This is a genomic window from Thermococcus sp. Bubb.Bath (genome assembly GCF_012027595.1).
Classification (GTDB): domain Archaea; phylum Methanobacteriota_B; class Thermococci; order Thermococcales; family Thermococcaceae; genus Thermococcus.
Genome location: NZ_SNUR01000001.1, coordinates 77,723 through 89,850 on the forward strand (window position 1 = coordinate 77,723; position 12,128 = coordinate 89,850).

Annotated in this window: 8 protein-coding genes, 1 pseudogene and 1 CRISPR repeat array (1 of these 10 cut by a window edge); of the genes and pseudogenes, 7 read left to right on the forward strand and 2 right to left on the reverse strand. The window is 52.7% G+C overall.

All coding sequences use genetic code 11. The annotated features are described in order from the left end of the window. The first annotated feature begins 83 nt into the window (after positions 1-83). Positions 84-1,226, forward strand: a complete 1,143-nt coding sequence (locus E3E29_RS11675; protein WP_240922712.1) for a hypothetical protein — start codon at positions 84-86, stop codon at positions 1,224-1,226. Further along, positions 1,223-2,452: a hypothetical protein gene (locus E3E29_RS00440; RefSeq protein WP_167909026.1), complete on the forward strand. Its 1,230-nt coding sequence runs from the start codon at positions 1,223-1,225 to the stop codon at positions 2,450-2,452. Before E3E29_RS11675 ends, E3E29_RS00440 begins: the two co-directional genes overlap by 4 nt. Here E3E29_RS00440 and E3E29_RS00445 read toward each other — a convergent pair. Further along, positions 2,415-4,313 carry a S9 family peptidase gene (locus E3E29_RS00445; protein WP_167909027.1) on the reverse strand — a complete coding sequence of 633 codons (1,899 nt, stop codon included), beginning with the start codon at positions 4,311-4,313 and terminating at the stop codon, positions 2,415-2,417. The genes E3E29_RS00440 and E3E29_RS00445 overlap by 38 nt on opposite strands. A 125-nt stretch (positions 4,314-4,438) precedes the next feature. Here E3E29_RS00445 and E3E29_RS00450 point away from each other — a divergent pair, with 125 nt between their 5' ends. The 5 genes and pseudogenes from E3E29_RS00450 (at position 4,439) to E3E29_RS00470 (ending at position 10,463) form a co-directional block, all read left to right on the forward strand. Next, positions 4,439-6,877: a tRNA(Met) cytidine acetyltransferase TmcA gene (locus tag E3E29_RS00450; protein WP_167909028.1), complete on the forward strand. Its 2,439-nt coding sequence runs from the start codon at positions 4,439-4,441 to the stop codon at positions 6,875-6,877. A 63-nt stretch (positions 6,878-6,940) separates the two neighbouring features. Beyond that, complete coding sequence (locus tag E3E29_RS00455) at positions 6,941-7,444, forward strand: TIGR00288 family NYN domain-containing protein (RefSeq protein WP_167909029.1); 504 nt, start codon at positions 6,941-6,943, stop codon at positions 7,442-7,444. Then, a complete protein-coding gene (locus E3E29_RS00460; protein WP_167909030.1) occupies positions 7,441-7,959 on the forward strand; it encodes a TIGR00288 family NYN domain-containing protein in 519 nt (172 codons plus the stop codon). The genes E3E29_RS00455 and E3E29_RS00460 overlap by 4 nt, the downstream gene beginning before the upstream one ends. Positions 7,960-8,251: 292 nt before the next feature. After that, positions 8,252-8,721 (forward strand): annotated as a pseudogene (locus tag E3E29_RS12005) (sodium:calcium antiporter). Then, on the forward strand, positions 8,718-10,463 hold the full coding sequence (locus E3E29_RS00470; protein ID WP_167909031.1) for a radical SAM protein: 1,746 nt from the start codon (positions 8,718-8,720) through the stop codon (positions 10,461-10,463). Before E3E29_RS12005 ends, E3E29_RS00470 begins: the two are co-directional and overlap by 4 nt. A gap of 3 nt (positions 10,464-10,466) precedes the next feature. Here E3E29_RS00470 and E3E29_RS00475 read toward each other — a convergent pair whose 3' ends face one another. Continuing rightward, positions 10,467-11,636, reverse strand: a complete 1,170-nt coding sequence (locus tag E3E29_RS00475) for a pyridoxal phosphate-dependent aminotransferase (RefSeq protein ID WP_167909746.1) — start codon at positions 11,634-11,636, stop codon at positions 10,467-10,469. Positions 11,637-11,842: 206 nt separating this feature from the next. Further along, positions 11,843-12,128: direct repeats of the CRISPR family, unit length 30 nt; unit sequence CTTTCAATTCTCCCAGAGTCTTATTGGAAC (it continues 822 nt past the right edge of the window).

Genomic DNA, 12,128 nt, shown 5'->3' on the forward strand with positions numbered 1-12,128 from the left:
GCAGAAAAATCATCAAGGGCTTTAAAAGTTTATCTATGGCTGTTAATTACGAAAAACTTTTAAGTTAGGTAAACACTGCTCTCTTGGGATTGATTGTGAGGCGGCTACTATTACTTGTCATCATTGGGATGTTCACGCTGCTCCCTTTAGCATCGGCACTCAGCATCAGCTGTCCGTCGAGCGTTCCCTACGGCCAGGATTTGGAATGTAAAATTAATGATGGGAACGACACCTACCAAATCACGGTGTTTGTAGACGGGGAACACCTTTACTCCCAGGAGTGGGTTCCGAGGATCAATCCCCTTTTCCCAATCCCCTTGGATTACACGCTCTCCCACCGGAGAGAGGCCCTCGGTCCGGCCGTGAGTGCCATGCCTGACTGGGTGGTGGCTTCAAAGCCCATCAATCTGTCCATCACGCTAGTGAACTCTGAATCCAAGGAGAAGCACGTCTTTAATCAGCTCGTTACCGTTAATATTCCGTCGAAAAAGATTCTGTGGGACGTAATCTGGGGGTTCCTTGCTCTTCTGCTCCTCTTATTTGACGGGTTCACCGGATATAACTCCGGAAGGGAGCTTGTGTCATCCATTGCAGCCTCCCTTCTTATGTTTGGAGGATTTCAGGTTATCCAGCTTGCAGTCCTCGTAGTTTACCTTGGTCTCTCCGCCGGCTGGAATGGGAGCTTTGGTGAAAGCGCACGGGAGTTCGCCACGAACCTGGTCGTGACCGGGAATTTAATTTCCCTCCTTCTTCTCGAAACGGCCTTTGCGCTTGGTTTGGTATTCAACAAGTACCCGAAGATCTCTTTCTACACAGGGATTGCATGGACCGCTGGAATCCCCCTGGCGGTGTACTTCTACTTTACTGACGAGTTCATTTGGGCATCTTTCCTCTCGTTCCTGCTCTTAATCCCTGTTTTGATAGCTATATGGTACTATTCGGAGTTCCCCTATTCAAAATGCAGAAAAGCCCTGCACCGCTTTGAGAATGCCTTTTTGCCAGTTAATTCCGCTCTGCTTGTGTTATTCTACGTTCTATATGTCTCAAAAACTCCCGCTGTAATCCAGCTGATCTTCTTGGCCACTGTGGGGCTTTTTGCGTACTCCAGTAAAAAGGCCTTTGAAAAGGTCGAGGAGGCTAAGAAACGGTTTGATGAGGACATAGCCAGGATTGGGGGCAGAATCGGGCCTGCTGGATCTGGTTCTACAGTGGGGGTGGAAGTTTGAAGAGAACAACGGTAGCAGGAATTGTAGTGGTGTTCCTCTGGCTGACCATGATGGTTCCCCATGTTAACGCTCTGTCTGTTGAGTGTCCCTCAACAGCCAACCTGAGCGAGACGACCTGCAACGTGACAGGGAATCCGGGTGAGAAGTTTGGAATATACCTCAGCTCTGTTAACGGCTTTGCTCTCGAACCCGGCGAAGTAACTCTCTGGGTCAATTCAAGCGGGGATGTGAGATTCGCGTGGTTCAGAGATTTCAGATGGTTTCACCAGCCGGCAGAAGTTCGATTTGAGCCGTATGATGCGCTTCAAATGATAGTTCATGAGTTTGATGGACCCTTCTCAGGTGACATTACCTGGATGTTCCTGGGGAAAGAGAACAGGTTTACTTTCACGGTTGTCTATCCGGATGGTAGAAGTGAGAATTTCACGGCAGAAGTCCTTTTAGCCGGAAAGCCAAACTGGAATGGAATTCTAAGCGATTACCTAGGCCTTACGGCCTTTGTGTTCATTATGCTGTCTTTTGTGACTTTTTTGCTTGTAATGGCAATATTCCTCATTGCCAGGTTTCTTGGAGCATCTTCCCTGTCCCCTCGGAAGGGGTTGTACTTTAGCGCTGGTACGGTGTTGATGTTCATTTTGATCTTTTCCAGCGATTTCCTCTCTGCGGTTATCTTCTACTCCATAGGAACGCCTGAGCGCGCTTATGGCGACATGATCCTCGGCTGGGGACTGGCCTTTATTCTCGCGATGATTCTCCTCTACTCCTCTGGAGTGCATTCATGGGTGTTTGAGAGCAACTGGCGGAAGAAGACCCTGAAAGAGCTCAAACGCATAGATATTTCCTTCTGCTCTGGAATGGACTGGTTCCCGTGGGTTCTCCTCACGATGGGACCCTCCGGGATAAACGTGAATTATTGGATATGGCTTATGGTGAGCCTTATTTTCTTGTTCGGTTTTCTGACAGACAGGATATTAAACCTTCTTACACCCCTTGGTGTTCTGGGGGTTAACTTTGCCCTTTCGCTGGTTCTCTATCTACTGATACACCCCGATGTCGGCTTCATAGCTGTTCTCTGGCTGGGAGTCCTTGGCATTTATCTCTCCCAGAGGAGGTGCATTCGAAAGTTCAACGCCGAAAAGGAGAAATGGGTGAGAGAGGCTGAAAGAAGACTCAAAAGGTTAGAAGGACTTAGCTCTTCAACCACCTCTCCATCCACCCGGCTATAAGCTCAAGCCTCTTAACCCTGTGCTTCGGCTTTCCACCTCTGCTGAGGTCGTGGTTCTCTCCTGGGAAGAGGGCGAGCTCGACGGTTTTGCCGAGGTTCCTCAAAGCTGTGAAGAACTGCAGTCCCCCCGCCAGCCAGCAGCGGTAGTCCTCCATGCTGTGGATTATGAGGAGCGGCGTCTCAACGTTGGGCGCGTATTTCAGCGGGCTCTTTTCCCAGTAACCATTTGTGTTGCTCCACGGGTCGCCGCCAACCTGGTCGGGCGCGAAGAAGTAGCCGATGTCTGTCGTTCCAAAGAAGCTCGTCCAGTTCGATATCGAGCGCTGGGTCACCGCGGCCTTGAAGCGGTTCGTGTGCCCGACTATCCAGTTAGTCATGAAGCCGCCGTAGGAGCCGCCGGTCACTCCTATTCTCTCCGGGTCTATGAAGTCGAAGCGCTTCACCGCCTCATCGACGACTTCCATTATGTCCTGGTAATCTCTCTCCCCGTAGTGCTCCCTTATGTCCGCAAATTCTTCCCCGTAGCCGTCGCTCCCGCGCGGGTTGGAGAAGATGACGACGAAGCCTTTAGCCGTTAGAACGTGGAACTCGTGCATGAAGGAGTAGCCGTAGGCGGTCTTTGGTCCGCCGTGGATCTCGAGGACCGCTGGATACTTCTTGCCTGGCTTGAAGTCCACGGGCTTCATAACCCACGCATCCAGCTCAACGCCGTCGCTGGCCTTGACCTTGAAGTGCTCCGGCTTTGAGAGCCTGTACTCATTAATCCAGCCGTTGAAGTCAGTAACTTTCTTCTCCTTCCCGTCGCGGAGGACGTAGAGCTCAAGCGGTGTAACCGCGTCCTGGGCCGTGAAGGCTATGTAATCACCTATCGCAAAGCTCTCGACGCTCCTGTCTCCAGCTATAACGCGCTCTATCTTGCCGTTGAGGTTAACGCGGAATAGGTTAGCCCTCGGGCCGTCCGTGGCGACATAGTAGATCCACCCATCCTTAAAGACGAGCTCTGCTCTCTGAGAGCCCCTAACATCGCTGTTGAGGGAGTTATAGGCCGCTCTGTCAAGGTCTTTCGTCAGCTTTCTCATCTCACCGATGGCGGGATTGTAGTGGTAGATGTGGGTGTTCGTCGGAATCCCGCGCTCGCGCGTGCTGGCCTTGAGGATGAACGTCCCATCGTCCAGCGGTATGAAGTCGGAGATGTCCCACTTGCCCGGCGTGAGCTTCTTGGTTTTCCTACCTTCGAGGACGTAGAGGTCGCTCACCATCGGCTTCCTCTCGCGATTCTCCTGGGCTATGAAGTATAGCTTGCCCTTGTGGAAGCGGATCTGGCCAACGTCGAGGTTCTTCGGAGTGAGGCGCTTCTTCTTCCCGCTCTCGACATCAACGAGGTAAACGGCGCTTCTCTTTCCATAAACAAAGCCGACGCCGTTGAACCAGAAGGGGAGCTCCTTGATGATGTGGACGTCGTCCTTAGGCTTCTTCTCGACGTCTATCGGAGTAACGACCGCTATGCCCTTTCCCTCCTCTGTGAAGCGGATGTTCTGAATCCCGTACTTGAACTTCGCTAGCAGTCTCGCCTCTCCGCCGTCCGTTGGGATGACGTAGAGTTCAGCCTCTTTGCTCTCCTTATCGCGCTTGGATGTGAAGGCTACGAGCTTTCCGTCAGGTGAGAAGCGCGGGCTGGCGTCCTTCTTTCCTGCGGTGAAGGGCTTAACCTTCCTGCCGTCGTAGAGGTACAGTTTGGAAAAGTAGTCGTCCTTCTCGACGCTTATCTCCGTCACCTGGAAAACGAGCTTTCTCCCCAAGGCGTCTATGTTCCCCACAAGCTTGAACTTTCCGAGGTCCTTCTCGGTCAGACCTTTCGCCATTTAGAATCACCGAATAAAGTTGGGCTTTTTCGTATAAAAGCTTAGCGTTTCGATAGGTATCGATAACAACCATCTCCCAACCTTTTTAAATTCCCCCTCTCCCTTTTTACCCGGGAGGTGAGCCGATGACTGTGAAGGTCCGTTTTGAGAGCGATGTGAGGGAATACACCAAAGGCGAGAAGGTGAAGGATGGGGTTCTCAGGCTTACCGAGACCGCCCTGGCCCAGGCCCTTGAGAAGTTCCACAGGAGAATGATAGTTATCGAAGGGGACACCGAGAGGAAGGCGGAGCTGGCGGGTATACTTGCCGGGGCCTCTGCGAGGGTTATCGAGAACATTCTGGATGAGCTCGTTAAAAAGCGCCTCAGGGAGGAGGGTGAGAATAAGATCGAGGTTCTCTACGCTACCGACGCCCTCGGCGAGGAGACTTTTGGTAGAAAGCGCTACGAGGCCTTTAGGAAGCACTTTGACGTGCTCGCGGGCTCCAACTCAGAGGTTACGGCGATTACCTTCAAACACACCCGAGAAGTGCTCGGGAAGACCTACGACCTCCTCGTTCTCGATATGAGCTACGACTACTCTCCAAACGACCTCGGCAGGATTATAGAGACCGTCCGCGGTGGCGGGCTGATATTCATCCTGGCCCATCCCTTCAATAAGTGGAAGGACATGTGGACGGGGTTCCACAAGAGCCTCGTCACACCACCCTATACGATAGAGGACGTTAAAAAGCGCTTTAACCGGAGGCTCATACGAAAGTTCACGGAACATGATGGAATATACATCATAACGGAGACGGGGAAGGTTAGGAAGGGGCCGAAGAGGGCCAAGAGTCAGGCGAGGATAAGGGGAAGGAAAGGCGTTCCCATTCCCCAGGAAACGCTTTTCCCCAAAGAGCTCTACGAGATGGCTCTGACCGAGGGTCAGATGGGGATAATAAAGGCGTTCGAGGAGCTGGTAGGGAAGGAGGGCATGCTCGTCCTAACAGCCGACAGAGGCAGGGGTAAGAGCGTCTCCGTGGGGATAGCCGCGGTTGGTCTGGCCAAGACGATGGGTGGGGGAACGGAGGTTGTGGTAACTGCCCCCGAACCGGAGAACGTCCAGTCGCTCTTCCGTTTTGCAGCTAAAGCCTTTGAGAAACTTGGATTACCTCCCAGGCTCCGCGAGGAAAATGATCTCATAACCGGAATACGCGCTGGGAGAATCTTCATGAACTACTTCCGTCCGGCGGATGGCTACAGGAGGAACGCCGACCTCTACATCGTGGATGAAGCGGCCGGAATCCACGTTCCCATCCTCCACAGGTACCTAGACAAGCCACGTGTTGTCTATTCCTCGACGATTCACGGCTACGAGGGCGCCGGCAGGGGCTTCTCCGTCAAGTTCCTGAAAAAGGCGAGGGAGAAGAGGGAATTCCAGGAGCTTCACATGGACGAGCCGATCCGCTACGCCGACCACGACCCCATCGAGAAGTGGCTCTTCGACGTTCTCCTCCTTGATGCGGAGCCGGTGGAGCTGACGGAGGAGGACTACGAGCTCATAAAGAACGGTGAGGTTTATCTGGAGGAGCCGGACCTCGACGACTGGTTCGAGCACGACAGGGAGGATCTGAGGAACTTTGTCGGAATCTACATCCTGGCCCACTACCGCAACAGACCGAGCGATGTGGCTCTTCTGGCAGACGCACCGCACCACGAGGCAAGGGTACTTCGCCTTAAGAACGGAAAGATAGTCACCGCGGTGCAGATAGCGAGGGAGGGTGATATACCGAAGAAAGTCGTCGAGAAGATGCTGAAGGGCTACAAGCCCCGCGGGAACATAATCCCCGACATGATGATCAAGCACCATATAATGAAGGAGTTCGCCCGGCTGAAGGGGTACAGGATAGTCAGGATAGCCACTCACCCCGATGCGATGGACATGGGGCTGGGAAGCAAGGCCCTTGAGCTCCTGGGGAAGGAAGCTCGCGAAAAAGGCCTCGACTGGATGGGGTCTAGCTTCGGTGCAAGCGAGGAGCTGGCCCGCTTCTGGGTCAGGAACGGCTTCGCGGTCGTTCACCTCAGCCCGGCGAGAAACCCCATCAGCGGCGAGTTTACGGCGATAGTCCTCAAGCCGATAAGCAAGAAGGCTAAGGAGATGATCAGGAAGGCCAACGACGAGTTCAGGATAAGGTTAACGGAGTGGCTCTGCGACACCCACAGGGACATTGAGCCGGGAATAGTGCGCTGGCTCTTCGAGACCCCCTTTGGGGAGGCCGTGGATTATCCCGTTTATCTCACGGAGGCTCAGAAGAAGAGGCTGGACGCCTTCACGGGCAAGGTTCTCACATATGACACGGTTGTGGACGCAGTAAAGCCAATAGTGAAGCTCTACTTCCTCGACGGCTGGATGAAGCCGTACCTCGACGAGCGGCAGATGAAGATTCTGATTCACCGGGTTCTCCAGGCCCACAGCTGGGAGGAGACAGCGAAGCTCATCGGGAGGAGCGAGACCTTTACGATGATAGAGCTCAGGGACATCGTCAGGGGCCTTTGGTACTACTACAAGCGCGTGCTCCGGGGTTGAGGCCAAATTTTTTAAGCCCTTCCCTCAATTCTCAGTGTTATCATTTTACTGCCGGTGACAGCCATGGCAGGCGGATGGGAAAGGATAGTATCGATAACCCGGAACGGGATGAGGATCATTGGTCAGATGAAACGTAAGGTTTCGCGGGAGAAGAAGATAGCCCTCCTGATAGATGGCCCCAACATTCTGAGAAAGGAGTTCGGAATTCGCCTCGAGGATCTGGTCGATGTCCTGTCGGAGATAGGCGACATACGCGTTGCCAAGGTTATTCTCAACCAGTACGCCCCACAGGGTCTTATAGAGGCTGTTTCAAACCAGGGATTTGAGCCTCTCATCGTATCCGGTGAAACCGGGGTGAAGCTGGCCGTTGAGGCCATGAAGGAGATATACAACCCTCACATCGATGTCATAGCCGTGGCCACCAGGAACGCCGAGTTTCTGCCAGTTATTCTAAAGGCAAAGGAGAAGGGTAAGGAAACCGTCGTCATCGGGGTGGAACCGGGTTTTTCTGCTGCGCTGAAGCACGCGGCCGACTACGCCATAGTCTTAGGCGGTGAGGAGGAATGAAGGAGAAGCTCTTCAAGATACTCCGGAGGGGCGAGAAGGAGGAAGAGGAGAAGAGGGAAGTCCCCTCCAAGAAGATTGGCCTTATAGTTGACGGTCCCAACATCCTCCGCAAGGAGTTCGGGATAAAACTGGAGGACATCGTGGAGGCCCTCCGGAGGATTGGAAACGTCCGCATCGCAAAGGTTATTCTCAACCAGTACGCCCCACAGGGTCTTATAGAGGCAGTGGTAAATCAGGGACTTGAGCCTATTATAGTTGCCGGGGACACCGACGTCAGGGTTGCCATCGAGGCCATGGAGATAATACATGAATCGGACGTGGAGGTCCTGGCCTTAGCTTCGAGGGACGCGGACTTCCTTCCAATTATAATAGAGGCCAAGCGCCAGGGAAAGGAGACCGTCGTCATAGGCGTTGACCCTGGTTTCTCGGCGGCACTCCAGAATGCCGCGGACTACGTTATAAAGATGGAGTCCTCCGGTGAGAGGAACGGGGAGGAGAAAGGAGAGGTGGAATGAATTGGATTCCCTCATCGTTATAATCGGGGTGTTCGCGATAGGGCTGGCTCTCTTAATAAAGGGAAGCTCATTGCCCTAATTCTTGCGAGCGTCGCCACCACTCTGCTTGAGCTCACCGTATCGGCGATTTCCGCCTACAACGGCAACAGCGGCATAGCCCTCGGAACGCCTTTGGAAGTGCTCTCGCCAACATCGCCCTAATCATGGGCCTCTCTTCCTTTACCATCTATACAGGAGGCACATGTCCTTGGAGGAGCTTGAATCTGATGGTCGTGGAAGCGTTGCCAAAGAAATGTCCATACTCTTTCTATTCGGTCTCATCGTTATAGCCGGTGCCGAACTCGTCGTTAACAGTGCCGTTGAGCTCGTGAGAGCCGCGGGAATCTCCCAGGTGGTTATAGGGCTCACAATCGTTTCAATAGGAACCTCCTGCCCGAGCTTACCAATTCGCTGATGGCCGTCATGAAGAAGCTCCCCAACATAAGCATTGGAAACATGATAGGGGCTGATATCATCGATATTCTTCTCGTGATTGGCGTATCCGCCATTATACGGCCCATCCGGGTCTCCGAGAAGATGTTTCACGTTGCCCTACCGTTGACGCTTCTCCCGGTCTTTATCCTCACCGCATCGCTCAAGAACAACAGGGTGGGCAGAAAAACGGGCTCTCTCTTCCTGGTTATATATATTGTTTTCCTTTTATCTCCTGCGGTGAGTTTGCGCTACCCTTTTAAATTTCCCATCACCACCTTTCGATCATGATAATTGCCATCATTGACGGTTACACTGACGAGCCAGCAGGCCTCGGAGTTCCCCCTTATCTTGGAATATACCCCCGCTACGCCTACGGGGCCATAAAGAAGGCCAGGAAGGACGCTTCTATCTTTTACCTCACCGTAGATGACCTCCGGGCTACATTTCTCGGGGAACGGGGCATAGAGACAAAGAACAAGACCCCAAACTATCCGAAGACAAAGGAGATACTCGAAAAGGCTGACGTCATAGTTTACATCGGTGGTCTACACACGCCGGGGAAGTATCTCTCGGCCGTTCCTGGAAGCGTTGAAGAGGTTGCGAGGTTCATAAAGCAGTTCAAAGGTGAGAAAGTCCTCGGCGGGCCAGCTTTCATGGGTTCCGCCAGCATGGGAGGCGTTAAGATAACGAGCAGGGAGCTTCAATTGGCCCATAGTGTTTTTGACCACGTTGTCTACGGCGATTTGGAGGCGTTCCTCTTTGATTATCTGAGCAACCCGAAGGATGCCGACCCCTTCCGCTTCAGGACGTACAATGAATTAAAGGATTATGCAATTATTGGGGCTGAAGTTGTCAGACAGTTTCCTGATTACCCCGACTTCGTCATAGTCGAGATAGAAACCCAGCGCGGCTGTCCCAAGGCGATGGGAATAGGTGGCTGCTCCTTCTGCACTGAACCTGTTCGCTACCGCAAAGTTGAGGACAGGCCGATTGAGGACGTTGTTGCAGAGGTCAAGGCACTTTACGACCTCGGCGTCAGACACTTCCGCGTTGGCAGGCAGAGCTGCATATTCTCCTACATGGCGAAACCCGATGGGAGGGTTCCAATTCCTAATTCCCGAGCAATAGAGAAGCTCTTCCATGGAATTCGCTCTGTTGCTCCTGAAGTCAAAACCCTCCACGTGGACAACGCCAACCCTGCCGTCATAGCCAACTATCCGGAGGAGAGTAGGAGAACAGTCAAGGCCCTCATAGAGTATGGTACACCTGGAAACGTAGTGGCATTCGGCCTTGAGAGTGCAGACCCAAAGGTGGCCAAACTCAACAACCTGAACGCCACCGCTGAGGAAACCTACGAGGCGGTGAAGCTCCTCAACGAAATCGGTGGAAAGAGGGGCTACAACGGAATGCCCTGGCTCCTTCCTGGGATAAATATAATCTTTGGCCTTCCAGGCGAGACGAAGAAGAGCTACGAACTTACCTTCCAGTTCCTCAAAAAAATCCTTAATGATGGCCTGATGGTCAGGAGGATAAACATCCGCCAGGTTGTCGTCTTTCCAGGGACGCCGCTCTGGCACATGAGGGACAGGGTGAAGACTGAGAAGCACAAGAAGCTAATCCAGCACTACAAGTACAAGATAAGGCACGAGATAGACCTTCCCATGCTCAAGAGGGTTGTTCCAGTTGGGACTGTTCTTCGCGATGTGAGAGCGGAGGTCTTTGAGGACGGCCTCACCTACGGCAGGCAGATTGGGAGCTACCCTCTGATAGTTGGCATTCCCAAGGAAGTTCCCCTCAACAGGTTCTACGATGCTCTCATCGTCGGCCACGGCTTCAGGAGCATAACGGGAATTCCCGTGCCGATCAACGTGAACAGGGAGGGTTCAAAGGTGCTTCAGTACATCCCAGGAGTGGGGAGGAAGAAAGCGGTGCAAATACTATTCAAAAGGCCATTCAAGACAGAGAAAGAGTTCATGGACATGCTCGATGATAACACGAGAAGGATTCTAGAAGGAAAGATAGAAATATAAGGCTCAAACGAGCTTCTTCTCCTTCAGGACTTTTTCCATCCTGTCCATGGCCTCTTCAAGCTTCTCGTAGGCCGTGGCGTAGCTTATCCTAATGTAACCTTCACCGGCCTTTCCGAAGGCACTTCCGGGAACTACCGCAACCTTTGCCCCCTCCAGCATGAGTTCGCTGAACTGGTGGTCGGTCAATCCAGTGTCCTTTATCCTTGGGAAGATGTAAAAGGCACCCTTGGGCTTTACCGTTGGGAGGCCCATCTCGTTAAGCCTCCTCCAGACGAGGTTCCTTCTCCTGTTGTACTCGTTCCTCATCTCCTCCACTGCCTTCCAGCTCCTCGGGTCTTCGAGGGCCTTGGCCGCCGCGTACTGGACAAAGGTAACGGGGCAGGTGGAGTTGTACATCTGGAAGCGCGTCATCTTCTCGATTATCCACGCTGGGGCGGCTACGAAACCGAGGCGCCAGCCGGTCATGGCGAAGGTCTTGGAGAAGCCGTTGACGGTGATGGTTCTCTCAAACATCCCGTCGAGGGAAGCGATACTGTGGTTCTTGACACCATCGTAGACGAAGTGCTCGTAGACCTCGTCGCTGAAGATTATAAGGTCGTGCTCGACCGCGAAGTCCGCTATTTCCTCAACGTCCTTCTTCGTCAGGACAGAGCCCGTCGGGTTGTTAGGTGTGTTTATGATGAGGGCGCGCGTCTTTTCGGTAACATGCTTCTCAAGGTCATCAACGGAGAGCCTGAACTCGTTTTCCTCATAGGTGGGGACTTCCACGGGCTTCCCTCCGGCTAAGACCACGGCGGGAGCGTACGTAACGAAAGCAGGTGAGGGTATTAGAACTTCCTCGTTGTCCTTCAGGAAGGTTGCAAGCCCCATGAGAAACGCCTGGTTTGCTCCGGTGAGTATCATTACCTCCGTCTTTGGGTCGGCCTCGATGCCGTTCTGATTCTTGAACTTTCTGGCAACTGCTTCCCTCAGCATCGGCAAACCTGCGTTCGGGCCGTAATGTGTCATTCCCCTGTCGAGGGATTCTTTTGCATACTCTTTGATGTTCCCCGGCGTGTCGAAGTCGGGCTCTCCAATACCGAGTGAGATGAGACCCTCCATCCCTGCGGCGAGGTCAAAGAGCTTCCTAATCTCAGAAGGGTTGACGAGTTCAAGCCTGTCGCTCAGCGCCATGATCATCACCGAAGACCCTACGGGCCAATGTTTATAACGTTACCTCAACGAAAAGATGGACATCGAAGGATGGGAAAGTTCCTCAATGAATGAAATCAGCACAACGATTTTGTGACGGGTCGGGCAGTGGTGAACATTGAATCTCCTCCAAAAGCAGGCCATATCCCGAAAGCCCAAAAGAACAGCTTGGAAAGAACCAAATAAGGTTTAATTGCCTCCTAGAGTCTTATTGGAACATCCATGGAGCAGCTATAGTGGTCGTGCTCCTTCCAGCTTTCAATTCTCCTAGAGTCTTATTGGAACAAAAGCAAGCACGACACGAACAACAAAGAGAACAAAAGGTTTCAATTCTCCTAGATTCTTATTGGAACCTCTACCACAGGTAACAGCGAGAGACCTTCCCTAGCACCTTTCAATTCTCCCAGAGTCTTATTGGAACTTATTGCAACATCATCATGTTCACAGTTGCTAGACTAAACTTTAGCTTTCAAT

Excerpts from the sequence above, each read along its gene's own strand:
- E3E29_RS00445 (WP_167909027.1), bottom strand. The coding sequence starts at position 4,313 with ATGGCGAAAGGTCTGACCGAGAAGGACCTCGGAAAGTTCAAGCTTGTG.
- E3E29_RS00450 (WP_167909028.1), top strand. The coding sequence starts at position 4,439 with ATGACTGTGAAGGTCCGTTTTGAGAGCGATGTGAGGGAATACACCAAA.
- E3E29_RS00455 (WP_167909029.1), top strand. The coding sequence starts at position 6,941 with ATGGCAGGCGGATGGGAAAGGATAGTATCGATAACCCGGAACGGGATG.
- E3E29_RS00460 (WP_167909030.1), top strand. The coding sequence starts at position 7,441 with ATGAAGGAGAAGCTCTTCAAGATACTCCGGAGGGGCGAGAAGGAGGAA.
- E3E29_RS00470 (WP_167909031.1), top strand. The coding sequence starts at position 8,718 with ATGATAATTGCCATCATTGACGGTTACACTGACGAGCCAGCAGGCCTC.
- E3E29_RS00475 (WP_167909746.1), bottom strand. The coding sequence starts at position 11,636 with ATGGCGCTGAGCGACAGGCTTGAACTCGTCAACCCTTCTGAGATTAGG.